At 67.7% G+C, this 17763-nt stretch carries 17 protein-coding genes; 8 read left to right on the forward strand and 9 right to left on the reverse strand.

Annotated features, from left to right (window positions below; all coding sequences use genetic code 11):
* Nucleotides 1-2: 2 nt before the first annotated feature.
* The 4 genes from IEW34_RS05435 to IEW34_RS05450 all read right to left on the reverse strand — a co-directional run bounded on the left by IEW34_RS05435 (nt 3) and on the right by IEW34_RS05450 (nt 2983).
* Complete coding sequence (locus IEW34_RS05435; RefSeq protein ID WP_188608144.1) at nt 3-1130, reverse strand: efflux RND transporter periplasmic adaptor subunit; 1128 nt, start codon at nt 1128-1130, stop codon at nt 3-5.
* 84 nt (nt 1131-1214) lie between these two features.
* Nucleotides 1215-2000 (reverse strand): polyphosphate kinase 2, encoded by a 786-nt coding sequence (gene ppk2, locus IEW34_RS05440; protein ID WP_188608145.1) that lies wholly within the window; start codon nt 1998-2000, stop codon nt 1215-1217.
* A 24-nt stretch (nt 2001-2024) separates the two neighbouring features.
* The gene (locus IEW34_RS05445; protein WP_188608146.1) at nt 2025-2507 is read right to left on the reverse strand and encodes a hypothetical protein; all 483 of its coding nucleotides are present in this window, start codon (nt 2505-2507) and stop codon (nt 2025-2027) included.
* Nucleotides 2508-2554: 47 nt separating this feature from the next.
* Entirely contained in the window at nt 2555-2983 is a 429-nt protein-coding gene (locus IEW34_RS05450; RefSeq protein WP_188608147.1) for a hypothetical protein, read from the reverse strand.
* 645 nt (nt 2984-3628) lie between these two features.
* Here IEW34_RS05450 and IEW34_RS05455 point away from each other — a divergent pair.
* Nucleotides 3629-4183, forward strand: coding sequence for an AAA family ATPase (locus IEW34_RS05455; RefSeq protein ID WP_244641805.1), 555 nt, complete (start codon nt 3629-3631; stop codon nt 4181-4183).
* Nucleotides 4184-4285: 102 nt separating this feature from the next.
* Here IEW34_RS05455 and IEW34_RS05460 read toward each other — a convergent pair whose 3' ends face one another.
* Entirely contained in the window at nt 4286-5047 is a 762-nt protein-coding gene (locus tag IEW34_RS05460; RefSeq protein ID WP_188608148.1) for an SDR family oxidoreductase, read from the reverse strand.
* A gap of 121 nt (nt 5048-5168) precedes the next feature.
* Between IEW34_RS05460 and IEW34_RS05465 the strand changes: the two genes are divergently transcribed.
* Genes IEW34_RS05465 through IEW34_RS05475 form a run of 3 tightly spaced genes read left to right on the forward strand, consistent with a single transcriptional unit; the run spans nt 5169 to nt 8998 of the window.
* Nucleotides 5169-5702 (forward strand): (2Fe-2S)-binding protein, encoded by a 534-nt coding sequence (locus tag IEW34_RS05465; protein WP_188608149.1) that lies wholly within the window; start codon nt 5169-5171, stop codon nt 5700-5702.
* Nucleotides 5699-6715 (forward strand): FAD binding domain-containing protein, encoded by a 1017-nt coding sequence (locus IEW34_RS05470; RefSeq protein WP_188608150.1) that lies wholly within the window; start codon nt 5699-5701, stop codon nt 6713-6715. Before IEW34_RS05465 ends, IEW34_RS05470 begins: the two co-directional genes overlap by 4 nt.
* Before the next feature lie 30 nt (nt 6716-6745).
* On the forward strand, nt 6746-8998 hold the full coding sequence (locus tag IEW34_RS05475) for a xanthine dehydrogenase family protein molybdopterin-binding subunit (RefSeq protein ID WP_188608151.1): 2253 nt from the start codon (nt 6746-6748) through the stop codon (nt 8996-8998).
* A 7-nt stretch (nt 8999-9005) separates the two neighbouring features.
* Here the strand turns inward: IEW34_RS05475 and IEW34_RS05480 are convergent, their stop codons facing one another.
* The 4 genes from IEW34_RS05480 to IEW34_RS05495 all read right to left on the reverse strand — a co-directional run bounded on the left by IEW34_RS05480 (nt 9006) and on the right by IEW34_RS05495 (nt 13025).
* The gene (locus IEW34_RS05480) at nt 9006-9827 is read right to left on the reverse strand and encodes an isocitrate lyase/PEP mutase family protein (RefSeq protein WP_188608152.1); all 822 of its coding nucleotides are present in this window, start codon (nt 9825-9827) and stop codon (nt 9006-9008) included.
* Nucleotides 9828-10009: 182 nt separating this feature from the next.
* On the reverse strand, nt 10010-10381 hold the full coding sequence (locus IEW34_RS05485; RefSeq protein ID WP_188608153.1) for a PRC-barrel domain-containing protein: 372 nt from the start codon (nt 10379-10381) through the stop codon (nt 10010-10012).
* Between the two features lie 172 nt (nt 10382-10553).
* A complete protein-coding gene (locus tag IEW34_RS05490; protein WP_188608154.1) occupies nt 10554-11681 on the reverse strand; it encodes an alkene reductase in 1128 nt (375 codons plus the stop codon).
* A gap of 189 nt (nt 11682-11870) precedes the next feature.
* Nucleotides 11871-13025 carry an FAD-dependent oxidoreductase gene (locus IEW34_RS05495; protein WP_188608155.1) on the reverse strand — a complete coding sequence of 385 codons (1155 nt, stop codon included), beginning with the start codon at nt 13023-13025 and terminating at the stop codon, nt 11871-11873.
* A 508-nt stretch (nt 13026-13533) separates the two neighbouring features.
* Between IEW34_RS05495 and rfbB the strand changes: the two genes are divergently transcribed.
* The 4 genes from rfbB to rfbA all read left to right on the forward strand — a co-directional run bounded on the left by rfbB (nt 13534) and on the right by rfbA (nt 17257).
* Nucleotides 13534-14595 (forward strand): dTDP-glucose 4,6-dehydratase, encoded by a 1062-nt coding sequence (gene rfbB, locus IEW34_RS05500; protein ID WP_188608156.1) that lies wholly within the window; start codon nt 13534-13536, stop codon nt 14593-14595.
* 76 nt (nt 14596-14671) lie between these two features.
* Nucleotides 14672-15229: a dTDP-4-dehydrorhamnose 3,5-epimerase gene (gene rfbC, locus IEW34_RS05505; RefSeq protein ID WP_188608157.1), complete on the forward strand. Its 558-nt coding sequence runs from the start codon at nt 14672-14674 to the stop codon at nt 15227-15229.
* A 17-nt stretch (nt 15230-15246) separates the two neighbouring features.
* Nucleotides 15247-16140: a dTDP-4-dehydrorhamnose reductase gene (rfbD, locus tag IEW34_RS05510; protein ID WP_188608158.1), complete on the forward strand. Its 894-nt coding sequence runs from the start codon at nt 15247-15249 to the stop codon at nt 16138-16140.
* 256 nt (nt 16141-16396) lie between these two features.
* The gene (gene rfbA, locus IEW34_RS05515; RefSeq protein WP_188608159.1) at nt 16397-17257 is read left to right on the forward strand and encodes a glucose-1-phosphate thymidylyltransferase RfbA; all 861 of its coding nucleotides are present in this window, start codon (nt 16397-16399) and stop codon (nt 17255-17257) included.
* Nucleotides 17258-17763: the final 506 nt, after the last annotated feature.

Here is a 17763-nt window from a genome sequence, read left to right on the forward strand (position 1 = left end):
CGTCAGCTCCGCGAGGCGAGGGGGGTGACGGGGCTCGCCGTCACCGGCGTGCCGGGCCGTAGGCCCTCCACGCCCTCGACCACGACCTGCTCGCCGCCGTTCAATCCGGATTGAATGATAGCGTTGGCGCCGCGCTCGCCGGCGAGCGCGACCCGCCGCACGACTGCCTTGCCGTCCTCGACGACGAATACATAGACGCCCTGCTGGTCGGCAATTAACGCAGCCTGCGGGACAAGGACGGCTTCCTCGGCCTTGGTGCCAGCGATCTGGGCGCGCACGAGCTGGCCGTCGATCAGCGTGCCCGAGGGATTGGGCACGCTGGCCCGCACGGCGACCGTATCGGTGCCGCGATCGACACTGGTGTCGATGAAGTTGATCCGGCCAGGCTTGTCGTAGGTCGCACCGTTGGAGAACGAGATCTTGACGCCGAGCGCTTCGCCGGCCGCCCGCCGCTCGTCCGCCTGGATGTCGAGAAACTCCCGCTGGCTCACCGGAATGACGACATACATCGGATCCTGGCTGACGATGGTGGCGAGCGGGCCGCTCTCGGGCCCGACGACGTTGCCCTTGGTTGCCTTGGTGCGGCCGATGACGCCGGCGATCGGTGCCGTGATGTCGGTGTAGCCGAGGTTGATTTTCGCCGTTTCGAGCGAGGCCTGGGCGATGGCGGCATCGCCTTTTGCGGTCTCCTCCTCCGCCACCCGCTGATCGCGCACGGCAGCCGAACCCGACTGGCTGCGCAGCAGCTCTTCGGCCCGCTTGCGCTGGGCCGAGGCGTTCATCACCTGGCCGTTGGCCTTGAGCAGTGCGCCCTGCGCCTGCTCGACGGCCGCCACGAACGGCGGCTTCTCCAGGCGGTAGAGGGAGGCGCCGGCCTCGACCTTGTCGCCTTCCTTGAACAACACGGCGTCGATAAAGCCGGTGACCCGGGCCCTGACCTCGACGCGCTCCACCGCTTCGACGCGCCCGACGAAGTCCAATGCCTTGGTCACCGGCTGTCTGGTCGCGATCACCGTGCCGACGCGCACGCTGGCAGGCGTCTGACCCAGCGCGCGTTCGAGCCCCGGCGCCAATATGAGGAGAGCCGTCAACAGTGTCGTTAGCCCGGCGGCAGTCCATTCGCGGGACATGGGATTTTCCTTGTTGGCCACGAGCGGGCGGCTTGAACTTGGCTTTAGCGACCGGCCAGAACCTGGAGCCGGGCGATAGGGCCGTCAATACAATTCCGGCACCTTGTGCCTGGCGTAGTCCGCCTCCTTGTAGCCCCCAGGCTTCTGGCGCTTGGGCAGCTTGATGTCCTCGCGCGGCACCTCCTTGTATGGAATGTGACTAAGGAGATGCGAAATAATGTTGAGCCGCGCGCGCTTCTTATTGTCTGATCGCGCCACAAACCAGGGCGCCCACTCCGTATCGGTTGCCGCGAACATCTCGTCGCGGGCCCGCGCGTAGTCGTACCAGCGTGAGTAGGATTCCAGGTCCATCGGCGAGAGCTTCCACACCTTGCGCGGATCGTCGATGCGATCCTTCATCCGCCGGGTCTGTTCTTCTTCCGAAACCTCGAGCCAGTATTTGAGCATGATGATGCCCGACTCCACCGCGGCGCGCTCGACGAGGGGCGTTCCGCGGAGAAACTTCTGCACCTGCTCGTCGCTGGTGAAGCCCATGACGCGCTCGACACCGGCGCGGTTGTACCAGGAGCGGTCGAAGATCATGATCTCACCCGCGGCCGGGAACAGCGGCAGGTAGCGCTGGATAAACATCTGGGACTTTTCCCGGTCGGTCGGCGGCGGCAGCGCCACCACGCGAAAGACCCTGGGGCTCACCCGTTCCATGATCGCCTTGATGACACCGCCCTTGCCGGCGCCGTCCCGCCCCTCGAAGACGATGCACACCTTGGCGCCCGTGTGCTTCGCCCAGAGTTGCAGCTTCACCAGCTCGATATGGAGCTCCTCGAGCTTGCGCGCATAGGCTTTGCGCGACAGTGGCACCGGCATGTCCATGGCGCGCCCTCCCTTAGTAGGCCGTCAGTCCCAGTGGAGAAAGAAGCCGATGTCGCCGGGCAGGCCCCCCGGCCAGTCCATGATGATCGCCTTCAGCTTGAAGTTCGCGGGCTGCAGCTGGTCCCGCCAGAGCTCATAGGCCTGGCGCGGGCGCCCCGTCAGCGTGTCCGGCCAGCCAGACTCCGAGTTGTTGATGGCACGCCCCTTGTCCGAGCACAGATCGTTGGGGAAGCGCATCACCATGAGCTCGGTGTCGCCGCGCTGGGCGGCGCTGCGCAGGCGCGCCATCAGATTGTGCACGATCTCACGCAGTCGCTCGGGCGTCGCGTCGATGGGCTGTGCCAAGGTCTTCGCAAGCTCGGCCCGCGCCCTGTCGGCCCGATCCATGGCGGAGACGAACTGGGCCGCCTTCGCCATCTGCATTTCCTGCATGTAGTGACGGAGGTCATCGGCTGACATGAAGGTCTCGTCGCCGAGATCGTGATGCTCAACTGCTTGCGACGACATCGCTTCCCCTCCTTCTTATTGCAGAGGCTAATTTGCCCGCTTCCAGACTAGCGCCGCACATCCGCAGCACCGCATTTTCGATAGCTGCTCCCGACAGTGTCCGTGAGGCTTGTGTAACGCCGCAATTCGGCAGCGGAACGAGACGCCAGGATGGCCTTCATCTCTTCGCTGGCGACGGCGTTGGTGCAAGCGAGATCAAGCACGCGCCGGTCGCCCGACCGTTTCGTCGCCTTGATTGCGCACGATGCGAGCGGCGTCTGGAGGCGGTTCCCGGCGATGATGAAAGCGGCGGTGAAGGCGCTCGCACTCGGCTTGAAGGCGAGCCCCTTGCCAGTGGACACGAAGACGTCTTGGCAGGTGCCGCCCTGCTCGAGCCAGGCACCTTGAAATTCCGCCGCGGTCGAGCCGGTCGGCACCCCCACAAGAGAGAGGAGTGCCACCAGCCCGCCTGTCCAGATGAGCATCTGCGTGCGCACAGCTTGGTCCCTCCCGCGAACAGCGTGCCGTCGCGCAACAACGCTCACTTCATGAGCCATTCTTATCTCGACAGCATGCCAAATCGTCTCAATTCTGTCCAACGAAAGGCCTGCCTTCCGACGGCAGAAAACTTTATCTTGGCAGTATGGCAAAGTGCTCGTTGGCTGTCCAACGGCAAGTGCGCGGCCCGCGGGCGCATCTCTTCTGACGAGGGACCGTCCCGACCCTGTGCGGCGCACCTCGTTCGGACGTTGAACAGGCAGGAAGGTGACGTGCCGGCAAGGCGGATGACAGGCCCGCGCGCGACGCTCAGAGCTGCGGCTATACGACCACCGCCTTGCTCGCTACCGCGCCCTTCGCGCCGTCCCGCTCAATGTAAGCTACAGCTTCGCATCGGGTAGATGAATACTTATCGAGGTGAGCGGTATCCGATGTTCTGGCTGGGGGCTGGCCGGCGCACATCGCTCCTGTCCGAGCGCCGCTCCAGATCGAACGACTTGGAACATCCCGATCAGATCGTTCCATCCGATCGGGAAATGCACTCGGCGCGAGCGCCGCTGCAGGATATGGAGCAGCCATCCCCATCCAGTCAGGCTCGGACGCGCGAGCCATCGGACGTCAGGCCGCAACGCCAAGGAGGAACCGTGAACGGGTCAGAGCGCTTCATTGTCGTCACCGGGGGCCCCGGCTCCGGCAAGAGCACGCTACTCGACGCGCTGGCCGCGGAGGGTGTCGCCGTCATGCCGGAGGCCGGACGTGCCATCATCCGCGATCAGGTGGCGATCGGTGGTGCAGCATTGCCCTGGGCCGACTCCGCGGCATTCGCCGAGCTGATGCTCTCCTGGGAAATGCGGTCCTGGCGCGAGGCAGACCGGTTGCCCCACCCCGTGCTGTTCGACCGCGGCGTACCGGACGTCATCGGCTATCTCGAACTGTGCGGCCTTCCGGTGCCGGCCCATGTGGGCCGTGCGGGTGAGCTCTACCGGTACAACGCCCGCGTGTTCATCGCGCCACCCTGGGCGGACATCTATGTCCAGGACGGCGAGCGCAAGCAGTCCCTCGACGAGGCTGCCCGCACGCACGACGCCATGGCCGCGGTCTACGGTCGCTTGGGCTACGAGTTGCTGGCGCTGCCGCGCACGCCGGTCGCGGAGCGGGTCCGGTTCGTGCGGCGCGCGCTAGGCCTCGCCGACGTCTAGGTAGGGCATGTCCGGCGAATTCCTTTCGCCGGACATGCCCTCTCTCGTTGCTCCGACGCGATTGCGGACACAGAACCGCTGCACGCTCCTGCTGCTCGCACCCTAACGCCCTCCGGCGACACGCAGCACCGCGCCGGAGACGTAGCTCGCCGCGTCCGACAGCAGGAACACGATCGTGCGCGCCACCTCGTCGGCGCTGCCCTCGCGGCCGATGGGAACGCTGCTCTTGAGCCGCTCCAGCCGATCGCGAGCGCCGGCGGCCGCATGGATCTCCGTGTCGATCAGCCCCGGCGCCACCGCGTTGACGCGGATGCCGTCGGGCCCGAGCTCCTTGCTGAGCCCGATAGTGAGGGAATCGATGGCGCCTTTGCTCGCCGCGTACCAGACGAACTCGCCGGGGCTGCCGAGCGTGGCCGCCACGGACCCTACGTTGACGATGGCGCCGCCGGCGCCGCCCTGGCGCATCGACAGCCGTGGGATCGCCTCGCGCGCGACCAGAATCGCGCCGGTCACGTTCACCTGAATACATTCGGCGATCATGTCGGGCGCGGCCGTCGCCAGCGGGCCGACATGGCCCGTGACCCCGGCATTGTTGACGAGGTCCGTGATGCGGCCTAGGCCGTCGTCCACCTCGGCGAACAGCCGCGCGATGTCGGCCGGCCGGCCGGTGTCCGCCTGCACGGCCAGCGCCCGCCGGCCCCTGGCGCGGATGGCGGCGGCAACCCGGCCCGCGGCGTCCGCATCGTTCCGGTAGGACAGGGCCACATCGAAGCCCGCATCTGCCGCCTGCACGGCCGCCGCCGCACCGATGCCGCGCGAGCCTCCGGTGATCAGCACGATCCTGCGTATCGCATCGGTCGTCATCTACTCCCCCTGATTGCTCGGCCGCGGCCGGAACTTACCCGCGGCTCGCGGGTTCGACGTTGGAATCATTATCAACTATGTCGCGCGCCTCCGGCCACCATGCCCATCATAGGATTGTGCCATGCTGCAGCGAACCGATGCCTCGCAGCGAGGCGAATTGTACCGGGTCAAACTGGCGATCAATGGTGCGCCGCACGACGTCGAGGTCGCGCCCTGGGTGACGCTGCTCGACCTGCTGCGCGAAGGGCTGGGTCTCACCGGCACCAAGAAGGGCTGTGACCACGGCCAGTGCGGTGCCTGTACCGTGCTGCTCGATGGAATGCGCGTGAACGCCTGCCTGCTGCTGGCGGTGACCTGCGACGACCGGGCGATCACGACGATCGAGGGCGTCGCGAGCCTGGAGCCGACGGCGGGCGGCGGGCTGCATCCGCTGCAGGATGCCTTCATGGATCACGACGCCTTCCAGTGCGGCTATTGCACGCCCGGCCAGATCTGCTCGGCGGTGGGGCTGATCGCGGAGGGCCACGCCCACAGCCGGGACGAGGTGCGAGAGCTGATGAGCGGCAACCTCTGCCGATGCGGCGCCTACAGCAACATTGCCGACGCCGTCTGGCAGGTCCTCCGCGATGGCACGGCCGGGGAGGGCGGGCGATGATCCGCTTCGACTACGTGCGCCCCACCAGCGTGCCGGATGCGGTGAAGGCGCTTGCGGCAAAGCCGGGCGCGCAGGTGATCGCCGGTGGCACCAATCTGGTCGACCTCCTCAAGTACGACGTGGCCAAGCCGTCGCGGCTGATCGATATCAATCGTCTGCCGCTCCGCGCTATCGAGGACACCGCCGACGGCGGCCTCAAGCTCGGCGCCCTCGTGACCAACGCCGACGCGGCCTATGACGTCCGGGTCGCGCAACGGTTCCCGCTGCTCGCCAGCGCCATCCTGGCAGGCGCATCGGCGCAGCTGCGCAACGCGGCTACCACCGGCGGCAACCTGCTGCAGCGCACGCGCTGCCTCTACTTCTATGACCCCCACGTGCCCTGCAACAAGCGCGAGCCTGGTACCGGCTGTCCGGCCAGGACAGGGGTCAATCGCAACCTGGCGGTCCTGGGCACCAGCGAGCACTGCATCGCGACTCATCCTTCGGACATGTGCGTGGCGCTAGCCGCTCTGAATGCCGTCGTGCACGTCACCGGCCCGGCGGGCGAGCGGCAGATCGCCCTGAGCGACTTCCACCGCGTGCCGGGCGACCGCCCCGACCTCGACAACACGCTGGAGCGCGGCGAGCTGATCACCGCCGTCGAGGTGCCGTTCTCCGATTTCGGCCGCCACTACACCTATCTCAAGCTGCGGGACCGGCTGTCCTACGCCTTCGCGCTGGTGTCGGTCGCGGCCGCCGTGCGCCTCGATGCCGGCCGTATTGATGAGCTGCGGGTGGCGCTCGGCGGGGTCGCCCCCAAGCCGTGGCGCAACCTGGAGGCCGAGGGGCTGCTTGCGGGGGCTGCGCCGGAGCGGCGCGCCTACGAAGCCTTCGCCGACCGGCTGCTCGCTGGCGCCCAGGGCTTCGGCGACAACGACTTCAAGCTCGGGCTGGCCCGCCGCGCCATCGTCAGGGCGCTGACGCAGGCGGTTGCCGGTACCCCTCAATCGCAGAGCGACAAGCGCGTCGCCTGAACGCTGCGGACCAGCACGGAGGAAATGGTCATGCCGCCCACGGCGATCAGCCAAGCCCCCGGATTCGTCGGCCGGCCGACACGGCGCGTCGACGGCCCCCTCAAGGTCACCGGACGGGCGAAATACGCGGCGGAATACGACGCGCCCGGGCTGGCATACGGCTACATCGTGTCGAGCGCCGTCGCCGCCGGTCGGGTGCTGGCGATCGAGGCCGATGCGGCACTCCAGATGCCGGGCGTCATCCGCATTTTTAGCCACGCCGACCGGCCGGCCACGGCGACCGCGGACAAGGCCTGGCAGGATGAGGTGGCGCCGCCCGGCCACCCGTTCCGCCCATTCGGTAGTGACGAGATACACTTCGCCCTGCAGCCGATCGCGCTCGTCGTGGCCGAGACCTATGAAGCGGCGCGCGATGCCGCCTCGCTGGTGACGGCGCGCTATGAGGTGACGCAGCATCGCGTCGATCTCAAGCGCGAGCGCGCAACGGCCTACGATCCCCCCGAGAAGCGCGCCGGCATCCCGCCGCCGCCAGCCCCGCGCGGCGACTTCGCCCAGGCTTACGCGGACGCGCCGGTCAAGATCAGCGCCGACTACGTGCTGGCGCCGGAATATCACAATCCCATGGAGATGTTTGGGACCACCGTGGTCCGCAACGACGATGGCAAGCTGCTCGTCTTCGACAAGACGCAAGGCTCCCAAAACGTCAAAGCCTATCTCGCCGGCGTGTTCGGCCTGCCGGAGGGCGACATCCGGGTGGTCAACGCCTACGTCGGCGGCGCCTTCGGCACGGCCTTGCGGCCGAACATGAGCGCGGTGCTGGCCGTCATGGCGAGCCTGGCACTGGAGCGCTCGGTGCGCGTCACCCTCACGCGCGAGCAGATGTTCGCCCTCGGCTACCGCCCGCACATGGAGCAGACCGTGTCCCTGGCGTGTGGGCGCGACGGCAAGCTGCTTGCCGTGCACCACGATGCCGTCTCGGGCACGTCGCCTTTCGAGGACTACCAGGAGGCGGTCGTCAATTGGTCGGGCATGCTCTATGCCTGCGCCAATACCAAGTTGAGCTACGCCCTCGCCAAGCTCAACACCAATACGCCCTGCGACATGCGCGCCCCGGGGGCAACCAGCGGCGTCTATGCGCTCGAGGCCGCCATGGACGAACTCGCCCATGCTGCCGGCATCGATCCGCTAGAGCTGCGCATCCGCAACTTCTCGGAGCGCGATGGCAACACGGACAAGCCTTACTCCAGCAAGGCGCTGATGCTCTGCTACCGGGAGGGCGCGGCGCGCTTCGGCTGGTCGCGGCGGCAGCTGGCACCGCGCTCCATGCGCGAGGGCAACGAACTGGTCGGCTTCGGCATGGCGACCGGCGTGTGGGAGGCGATGGTGGTGCCGGTGACGGCCAAGGCGATCTTGTCGGCCGACGGCGCGCTCGAGGTGTCCACGGCATCGTCCGACATCGGCACCGGCACCTACACCATCCTTGCTCAGATCGCCGCGGACGCCTTCGGCCTGCCGCTCGAGCGCGTGACCGTGCGGATCGGCGACTCCGCTCTCTCCGCTCATCCGGTCGAAGGGGGCTCGTGGACCGCGGCCTCCGCCGGCGCCTCGGTCAGCCTCGCCTGCGCCAAGCTGAAGGAGCAGGCGCTTGCCCGGGCGCGGCGGATGACCAATTCGCCCCTGGCCCAGGCCGCGATGGAGGAGGTCGCCTTCACAGACGGACGGATCGCGCTCGCGGGCGATGCCGGCCGCGGCGTCTCGCTTGCCGATGTCCTGCGGGCGAGCGACCTCGGCCATCTTGAAGAGGAAGCCAGCTTCACCCCCGACGAGAAGCTCGCCGGGCGCTATGCGAGCTATTCACACGCCGCGGTCTTCGCCGAGGTGCGCGTGGACGAGGAACTGGGCGTCCTGCGCGTGCCGCGTCTGGTCAGCGCCGTCGCCGGCGGCAAGATCCTCAACCCCAAGACGGCGCGCAGCCAGATCCTCGGTGGCGTCGTCATGGGGCTGGGCATGGCGCTGCACGAGGAAGGGCTGTTCGACCACGATCTCGGCCGGCTGATGAATCACAACTATGCCGAGTATCACGTGCCGGTCAACGCCGACATCGGCGACATCGACGTGCTGTTCGTCGACGAGCACGAGGACAAGCTCGGCCATCTCGGGGTGAAAGGCCTCGGGGAGATCGGCATCGTCGGCACGGCGGCGGCCGTCGCCAACGCGATCTTCCATGCGACCGGCAAGCGCGTGCGCGACCTGCCGATCACGTTGGACAAGTTGCTGGGCTGAGCCAGCGTTAAATGAGGCCGCCGAACATGTCGTTCAGCCGCTTGCCCGACGCGCCTCCGGCGAGGCCGGCGAAGGAGCCGGCCTTCATCTGCTCGGCTGCGGCGATCGCGCCGGCCCAGGCGACCCGGGCGAGGCCTCCGCCGATGCTGATACGGCGCACGCCGAGCTCGGCCAGTTCGTCCACCCCGAGCTCCGGGCCCATCACCAGCACATTGAGCGGCTTGGGCGCCACGGCGCGAACCATGGCCGCGATATCCGCTTTGTCGCGTACGCCCGGCGCAAAGAGACAGTCGGCGCCGGCCTCGGCGAAGGCGACGAGCTTGTCGATGGCAGGAGCCATTGCCTTGGGGTCGCGCAGCAGGCCTTCGGTGCGCGCCACCAGGAGGACGTCGGCGCCGGAGGCGTCGATGGCGGCCCGAGCGGCACGGATCCGTTCCACGGCCAAGCTCCTGTCGTAGATCTGCGCCGGCGCGTCCACATCGCGATCCTCGATGGAGAGGCCGGCGACACCTGTCTCGACGGCGAGCGTCACGCTCGCCGCCACCCCCTCCGGAGCGGTGGCGAAGCCGGACTCGAAGTCTGCGTTCACCGGCAGATCGACTGCGGCACAGAGCGCGGTGAGATGCGCCAGCACGTCGGCGCGGGTCACGGCGTAGTCCGGGCGCCCCGCGGTCCAGGCGAAGCCCGAACTGGATGAGGCGAGGGCGGCGAAGCCCAGGTGCTGCAGCATGCGCGCGCTGCCCACGTCCCAGGGGTTGGGCAGGACGAAGCATCCGGCCGCGTGGAGGGCACGGAACGCAGCGCGCTTGTCAGCGGTGGATCGGGTCATCGAAGTCTCGTCTCATCTGGAACGGCGGCGCAGCATAGGCATCGCCGCCGACTTGCGGAAGCGGATCGGCGCGACGCGGCGCAGAGGGACGCGGTCGCGCGAACGCCAGCTCCGACAGCATCGGAGCTGGCGCGCAGGTCCACTCGCCCTACGCGGGCGGGAAACCACTGGGCCGGCGGTGTCTAGATCGGCACGCCGTAGTAGTCGTTGACACGGCGGCTCCAGCCCGGATCGTGCGCATAGTCCCGCGTGATAGTTGGGGCCTTCTTCAGCCGGTCGGGGCTCTCGTCGACCACGTAACCGCCGAGGCCGGTATCATAGTGCAGCTTCTGCCAGGGCAACGGGTGGTAGTTCTCGCCCATCCCCAGAAAGCCGCCGAACGACATGAGCGCATAGGCGACCTGGCCCGAGCTCTTGTCGAGCATGACGTCGTAGATCGAGCCCATGCTATCGCCGTCGCTGTTGTAGACGCTTGTGCCTTCGACCTTGCTCGCCGCGATCAGGTTGGCGGTCTCGTCGGCGGCGACGTGACCGCCCATATGAGCGTGGGCCATGGCTATCTCCCTGTTGAGTACGCCTTGGGAGATTAACGCGCCAGGAGTCGGCACTGTTTCAGCTAGGCCGCAAAAAGCGCAGCCCACAGACGGCTCGGGCAGCGGCGCCGCCCGAGCCGACAGCCACGCTTGCGTCCATGGCCGGGCCCGAAGCAGGCTCCCGGCCGGCGCGCTACTCCGCTGCTTCGGCCGCGTAGGCGGCATAGTCGGTATAGCCGGCCACGTCCCCACCGTAGAACGTCGGCCGATGGTAGGGCGTGAGCGGCGCGCCGATGCGCAGCCGCTCCGGCAGGTCCGGGTTGGAAATGAAATAGCGGCCGAAGGCGATGGCGTCGGCGTGGTTCTGGGCGACGGCGGCCTCCGCAGCGTCACCGGTGAAGTTGCCGGCGGTCATCAGCACGCCGGGCCACAGGGGCCGGAAGGTCTCGGCCCCCGGCGGCACGTTCTGATGGTTCACCTCGCGTTGCCCGGCGCCGCTGGCGCGGGGCTCGATCAGATGCAGATACGCGAGCCCGAGCGGGGCCAGTTGGCCGATGACGTAACTATAGAGCGGCATCGGCTCGGCCTCGCCGCTGTCGTTGGCAACGCCGAACGGCGACAGGCGGATGCCGACCCGGTCGGCGCCCCACACGTCGCAGACGGCGCGCGCCACCTCGAGCGGGAGGCGAGCGCGGTTCTCGATCGTGCCGCCGTAGGCATCGGTGCGCAGGTTGGTGCGCGATTGCAGGAACTGCTCCAGGAGGTAGCCGTTGGCGTTGTGGATTTCGACGCCGTCGAAGCCGGCCGCCTTGGCGTTGTCTGCCGCTGTTCGATAGGCCGCGACGATGCCCGGGATCTCGTCGCCTTCCAGCGCCCGCGGCGTCTCGAACGGCTGCGCCGTCCAGTCCGCGCTCATCCCCTTGCCCTCCGGCCGTACGGCGGAGGGGGCGATGGGCAGACCGCCGCCCGGCTGGTGGGAGCGGTGCGAGATGCGCCCCACGTGCCAGAGCTGCAGGAAGATGACGCCCCCCTTGGCGTGCACCGCGTCGACGACGCCCTTCCAGCCATCGCGCTGCTCGTGGGAGTGGATGCCAGGCGTGGCCGGCGCGCCCTGGCCGTGCGCCGCCACCTGAGAGGCCTCGGCGATGATCAGGCCACCCGGGGTCGCGCGCTGGCCGTAATACGCGGCATTGAGCGGACGCGGCACGTTGCCTGGGCCTGCGCGCATGCGCGTCAGCGGCGCCATGACGATGCGGTGCGCGAGATCGTAGGGGCCGATGCGAAACGGCGTGAACAGCGACGGCCGGACCGTAGCGGTCATGGGGGGCTCCTGGCTTTCCCGTTTTCGGCTGCCATGATAGCGCGCGTGCCCGATCGGGGAAGCTGCGCTGTGCGCAGGCCGCGGGCGCGTGGGGCGGCGGCGCCCGGACGGAGCGTCCGCTACTGCTCCAAGTCCTTTGATCTAGAGCGCGTCCCTCCGATCGGGCGGGCCATGCGATCGGCAAGCGCCCTAGGCCGCGTCGCTCTGGTAGCCCGCGCCCAGCGCCTGATGGGCCGACATCAGCGATTGGTTAATGACTTGGTGCATGTCGAGATAGGTGTAGGTGCCGCACCGTCCGATGAACCGCACGCTGGGGCGGTGTTCGGCAAGGGCGGCGTAGCGGCGGTAGCGAGCTGCAAATTCGCCCTTGGCGTCGCGCACCGGGTAGTAGCGCTCCATCCCGTTGTCCTTGTAGTCGCAAGGCTCCTCGGTGGTCCGTGTTTTGGTGGCTGAACCCGCGGCGTCGTGGCCCGGCAGGAGGTGCCAATAGGTCTCGCGTGTGAGCGGGCCGTCGTCGGTGTAGTTGACGACCGATGTCGGCGGCGCCGTGCCGGCCCACGCCTGATGGTGGAACCGGATCGAGCGATACGGCAGTTCGCCGAAGCGAAATCCAAAATATTCGTCGATCGGGCACGACAGGAAGGCGCAGTCGTACGCGTCCTCCTGCCCCGGCGCGAACGCGGCCCCGAGCGTGACGTTGATCCGCTCGTGATCGAGCATGCGCGCGATGATCTGCGTGTACCCCTGCGCCGGCAGCAGCTGGAAGCGATCATTGGGAAAGTAGCGGTCGTCGCCGTCGAGACGGATGGGGATCCGCTTCACCACCGCGGCGTCGAGCTCCTCGAGCTCCATGCCCCACATTTTCTTGGTGTAGGGGCGGAAGAACAGATCGGTGATCTCGCGGCCCAGCCGGCTTTCCAGATACTCGCCCGCGTTGCGCGGCGACGGGTGCGCGATGCTCAGCCGGTCCAGGAGGCTGCTGACCGCCGCGTCGGTGGGCAGCGAGACGTCGTACATCTCCTCGAGGGTCCGCCGGTTGACCGGAAACGAGATCAGGCGGTCATCGACGCGGGCGGAGACGCGGTGTTCGTAGGGGACGAAGGATCCGAAGCGCTCCAGCCAGCGGACGACCTTGGCATTGTTCGTATGGAACAGATGTGGACCGTACCAATGGACGCGCACCCCGCGGTCGTCCGGGCCGTCATAGGCGTTGCCGGCCACATGGGGCCGCCGCTCGATGACGGTCACGTCGAGGCCGGCTTCGGCGAGGACGCGCGCGTGGACCGCGCCCGCGAAGCCGGCGCCGACGACCAGCGCGCGGTCACCAGGTTCACAAATCTGCATGGGAGATGGGCCCTTCTTCGACCGCGCCGTGTGCAGGCCGTTCAGTTGAGACCGGAGCGTAGCCTGCATATCGATGCGGGGTCACGTATGCAGATAGTAAACGTCACGTCTACTGAGGTATTACGGCTTTATCGATATAGGACATATTTGAATAAAGCGGATGGATTATTTGACTTAAGTTGGCATACCTCCTTTGAAGTACATCGCAAAGACGAGGGATTCGGAGGGTGCGCGGCATGGCCGGCTTCGGCCGCGCAACGCGCGACCGGTCGGGGAGCGGCGGGACGGGCCGGCATCGCGGCCGGAGCTCCGCAGGGCGAAAGCGGCGGGCACGGAGCCGACGGGCGGGGCAAGGCTCGGCGGGGCAAGGCTCGGGCGGTGCGGGGATGGAGATGGTGCAGTGGCCCGGATGTTGCGCTGCTCAAGGCTTTCAGCTACCCCAATCCGCGTTCTTTGGCCGACCGCGCCGTCGCGGCTCTTCAGCCGCGACCCGCGAACGGGAGCAATGATGTCGAAGCGTTTTCTGGTGACGGGCGGGGCGGGCTTCATCGGGTCGGCCGTGGTACGGCGGCTTTTGGGCGCTACCGATCACCATGTGCTGGTCGTCGACAAGCTGACCTACGCCGGCAATCTGGATTCGCTGAAGCCGGTGGCGGACGAGCCGCGCTATGGCTTCCTCAGGGCCGACATCTGTGACGCCGTCGCCATGCGTGCCGCGCTGGAGCGCTTTCAGCCCGACGTGGTGATGCACCTGGCCGCCGAGAGCCATGTCGACCGCTCCATCGACGGCCCGGCAGCCTTCGTGGAGACCAACGTCGTCGGCACCTTCGCGCTGCTGCAGGCGTCGCTCGACTATTGGCGCACGCTGACAGGCGCCAAGCGTGACGATTTCCGCTTCCATCACGTGTCGACGGACGAGGTCTATGGCACGCTGGGGTCCGACGGCCTCTTCCATGAGGAGTGGCCCTACCAGCCCAACTCCCCCTATTCGGCGTCGAAGGCAGCGTCCGACCACTTTGTGCGGGCCTGGCACCACACCTACGGCCTGCCGACGGTGGTCACCAACTGCTCCAACAACTATGGCCCGTATCACTTCCCCGAGAAGCTGATCCCGCTGATGATCCTCAACGGCATCGAGGGCAAGCCGCTGCCGGTCTACGGCAAGGGGGAGAACGTCCGCGACTGGCTGTTCGTCGACGACCACGCCGCCGCCCTCATCCTCGTGGCCGAGCGCGGGCGGCTGGGCGAGAGCTACAACATCGGCGGCTGGAACGAGCGGCGCAACATCGACGTCGTGACGGCGATCTGCGCGCTGCTGGACGAATTGGCGCCGGACCGCAGCAACGAGAGTCGGTCGCGCCTGATCACCTATGTCACCGATCGCCCGGGCCACGACCTGCGCTACGCGATCGACGCAGCCAAGATCGAGCGCGAGCTCGGCTGGCGGCCCGCCGAGACCTTCGAAACGGGCCTGCGCAAGACCGTGCGGTGGTATCTCGACAACCGCACGTGGTGGGAGCGCGTTCGCTCCGGCACGTACCGGGGCGAACGCCTCGGCATCGCCGTCTGACGGACCGGCGAGGTCCAACGCGCGCGAGCCCGAGGGCCGCGAGCATCCCCCGATAGCGCCGCATGGAGAGGAGCCGATGGTGAGCATTGAGGCGACGGCCATCCCGGACGTCAAGGTCGTGACCCCCAAGCGCCACGGCGACCATCGCGGCTTCTTCAGCGAGACCTTCAACCTGCGCGACTTCGCGGAGGGGGGGATTGCCGGCGGTTTCGTGCAGGACAACCATTCGCTGTCGGGGCCGGTGGGCACGGTGCGGGGGCTGCACTTCCAGTCGGCTCCGTTTGCCCAGGACAAGCTGGTGCGGGTGGTGCGCGGCGCCATCCTCGACGTCGCCGTCGACCTCCGTCGCTCTTCGCCGACCTATGGGCGGCACGTGGCGGTGGAGCTGTCGGCGCAGAACTGGCGGCAGCTGTGGGTGCCGGTCGGCTTTGCCCACGGCTTTTGCACGCTCGAACCGGACACCGAGGTGGTCTACAAGGTGACGGGCTATTATTCGGCGGCGCACGACCATGGGATGCGCTGGAACGATCCGGACCTGGGAATCGCCTGGCCGGTCGCTGGCGATGCGGCCCTGCTGTCGGCCAAGGACGCGGCGCAGCCGCGCTTCGCCGAGCTGCCGGCTTATTTCGATTGAGCGGCGGGGCAGACGGCATGCGTATCCTCGTCACCGGCACCGAGGGCCAGGTGGTGCGCTCCTTGACCGAGCGGGCCGGGCGCCTGACGGATGTGGAGGTCGTTGCGGTCGGCCGGCCGGCACTCGATCTGGCGCGGCCGGAAGCGGTCGCGGCGGCGCTCGATCCGGTGGGAGCCGACGTGATCGTGAACGCGGCCGCCTATACCGCCGTCGACCAGGCGGAGAGCGAGCCGGAGCTGGCCGACACCATCAACGGTGCCGGTGCCGGTGCCGTGGCGGCCGCCGCTGCCCGTCGCGGTCTGCCGGTCGTCCAGATCTCCACCGACTATGTCTTCGACGGCAGCCGTGAGCGGGCCTATGGCGAGGAGGACGCGACGGGCCCGGTCTCGGCCTATGGGCGCTCCAAGCTCGCCGGCGAGCGGGCCGTGCAGGCGGCCAACGCGAACAGCGTCGTGCTGCGCACCGCCTGGGTCTACAGCCCGTTCGGCAAGAACTTCGCCAAGACCATGCTGCGGCTGGCCGGGACGCGGGACGAGGTCGCCGTGGTCGACGACCAGATCGGCGCGCCGACCTCGGCGCTCGATATCGCCGACGCTATCCTGGCCGTGGCGGCCCAGCTGGTGGCGCGGCCCGGCGACGACGGGTTGCGCGGCGTCTTTCACATGAGCGCCGCCGGGCGTGCCTCGTGGGCCGATTTCGCCGAGGCCATCTTCGCTGCCTCGCGCGCCGCGGGCGGACCTACGGCCCAGGTCAAGCGTATCACCACGGCCGAGTTCCCGACGCCGGCACGACGGCCCGCCTATTCGCGGCTCGACTGCGGCAAGCTGGAGGTGGTCCACGGCGTGACGCTGCCGGACTGGCGCGAATCTGTGCCGAGTGTCGTGGAGCGCCTGCTGGCCGAAATTCGTTAGAGCGTCGCGACGGAGCGGCCCCTCCCAATCGGGGAAAGTCGCTGAATTCAAGTACTTGGAGCGTGAGCCTGATCGGATGGTTCCATCCGAGCGGGAAATGCTCCGGAAGCGCTTCGCGATCGGGGCCTAATCCCCGATCGCGAGAGGCGTTCCCGATTCAGTGAGTTGAGCATTTCTGCCCTTGGATGACCTCATCCAGCGGCGAGATGCTCTAGCGCAGCAAGGCTGGGAGCCCGCGCGCATCGATGAGGAGCACATGAAGGGGATCATACTCGCGGGCGGTAGCGGCACGCGCCTGCATCCGATGACAAGCGTCATCTCCAAGCAGCTGCTGCCGGTCTACGACAAGCCGATGATCTATTATCCGCTGTCGACGCTGATGCTCGCCGGCATCCGCGACATCCTGGTCATCTCGACGCCGCACGACCTGCCCCGCTTCCGTGAGCTGCTGGGCAGCGGCGAGCGCTGGGGCATCAAGCTGAGCTACGCCGAGCAGCCGCGGCCGGAGGGGCTGGCGCAGGCCTATATCATCGGCGCCGATTTCGTGAATGGCGAGCGCTCGGCGCTGATCCTGGGCGATAACCTGTTCTACGGCCACGGCCTGACGGACGTGCTCAAGGCGGCGGCGCGCCGTAGCAGCGGCGCCACGCTGTTCGCCTACCACGTCAACGATCCCGAGCGTTACGGCGTGGTCGAATTCGCTGACGGCAAGGCGATCTCGCTGGAGGAAAAGCCGGCCCAGCCGCGGTCGAGCTGGGCGGTGACGGGACTCTACTTCTACGACGCGCAGGTGGTGGATATCGCCGCCCGGCTCAGGCCCTCGGACCGCGGCGAACTGGAGATCACCGACGTCAATCGCATCTACCTGGAGCGCGGCGCGGTCGACGTGGAGCTGCTGGGACGGGGCTTCGCCTGGCTCGATACCGGAACGCCCGACAGCCTGCTGGAAGCCGGTGAATTCGTGCGCGCACTGGAGAAGCGCCAGGGATTTCGGATCGCCTGCCCCGAGGAGGTGGCCTTCGAGCAGGGCTGGATCTCGCGGGAGGAACTCGTCGCCCTCGGCACGGCCCTCGGCAAGAGCTCCTACGGCCGATACCTGCTCGGTATCGCGGGCTAGAGCGTTTTCGAGCGAAATGGACGCCGGTTCGCGTGAAGAAAACGCGACAAATCAAACGGATAGAGCATTTCGGCGATTCGAAGAAACGCGGAAATGATCTAGCGCACAGCTCCAAAAAGGCGGGCACCGCCTTGTTTGGCAGGCAGAATAAAGACCAGCGCGGGATGGTGATTCAAAGAAAGATCATCCCGTCCTAGCGGGAGCGCGCCTCATTCTTGCCTGGATCGATGATGTCGGGGGCCGGACGGCCGCGCCTCGTACCGGATGGGACCGCGGCGCGACCTTCCGCAGCCACCTTCCCTTGACGTATGTCGCGATCGAATGACGCCTGTCGATCGCGGTGCGCCCCTGTGTGTCTCGATCGGATGGGCTCGTCAGATCGCGTTGAAATACGCCAGGTCGTTGAGCTTGGGTTGGCTTCGCACGAATCTGGTGCGGCTAACCCTGAGCCGAGCGTCCTAGTCCTTTTTGATGCCTGCGGGGGGGCGCGGCGCACGGGCCTATCG

Origin of the sequence: Chelatococcus reniformis (assembly GCF_014640075.1) — a bacterium.
Lineage (GTDB): Bacteria > Pseudomonadota > Alphaproteobacteria > Rhizobiales > Beijerinckiaceae > Camelimonas > Camelimonas reniformis.

Excerpts from the sequence above, each read along its gene's own strand:
- IEW34_RS05435 (WP_188608144.1), bottom strand. The coding sequence starts at position 1,130 with ATGTCCCGCGAATGGACTGCCGCCGGGCTAACGACACTGTTGACGGCT.
- ppk2 (WP_188608145.1), bottom strand. The coding sequence starts at position 2,000 with ATGGACATGCCGGTGCCACTGTCGCGCAAAGCCTATGCGCGCAAGCTC.
- IEW34_RS05445 (WP_188608146.1), bottom strand. The coding sequence starts at position 2,507 with ATGTCGTCGCAAGCAGTTGAGCATCACGATCTCGGCGACGAGACCTTC.
- IEW34_RS05460 (WP_188608148.1), bottom strand. The coding sequence starts at position 5,047 with ATGACGACCGATGCGATACGCAGGATCGTGCTGATCACCGGAGGCTCG.
- IEW34_RS05465 (WP_188608149.1), top strand. The coding sequence starts at position 5,169 with ATGCTGCAGCGAACCGATGCCTCGCAGCGAGGCGAATTGTACCGGGTC.
- IEW34_RS05470 (WP_188608150.1), top strand. The coding sequence starts at position 5,699 with ATGATCCGCTTCGACTACGTGCGCCCCACCAGCGTGCCGGATGCGGTG.
- IEW34_RS05475 (WP_188608151.1), top strand. The coding sequence starts at position 6,746 with ATGCCGCCCACGGCGATCAGCCAAGCCCCCGGATTCGTCGGCCGGCCG.
- IEW34_RS05480 (WP_188608152.1), bottom strand. The coding sequence starts at position 9,827 with ATGACCCGATCCACCGCTGACAAGCGCGCTGCGTTCCGTGCCCTCCAC.
- IEW34_RS05485 (WP_188608153.1), bottom strand. The coding sequence starts at position 10,381 with ATGGCCCACGCTCATATGGGCGGTCACGTCGCCGCCGACGAGACCGCC.
- IEW34_RS05490 (WP_188608154.1), bottom strand. The coding sequence starts at position 11,681 with ATGACCGCTACGGTCCGGCCGTCGCTGTTCACGCCGTTTCGCATCGGC.
- IEW34_RS05495 (WP_188608155.1), bottom strand. The coding sequence starts at position 13,025 with ATGCAGATTTGTGAACCTGGTGACCGCGCGCTGGTCGTCGGCGCCGGC.
- rfbB (WP_188608156.1), top strand. The coding sequence starts at position 13,534 with ATGTCGAAGCGTTTTCTGGTGACGGGCGGGGCGGGCTTCATCGGGTCG.
- rfbC (WP_188608157.1), top strand. The coding sequence starts at position 14,672 with ATGGTGAGCATTGAGGCGACGGCCATCCCGGACGTCAAGGTCGTGACC.
- rfbD (WP_188608158.1), top strand. The coding sequence starts at position 15,247 with ATGCGTATCCTCGTCACCGGCACCGAGGGCCAGGTGGTGCGCTCCTTG.
- rfbA (WP_188608159.1), top strand. The coding sequence starts at position 16,397 with ATGAAGGGGATCATACTCGCGGGCGGTAGCGGCACGCGCCTGCATCCG.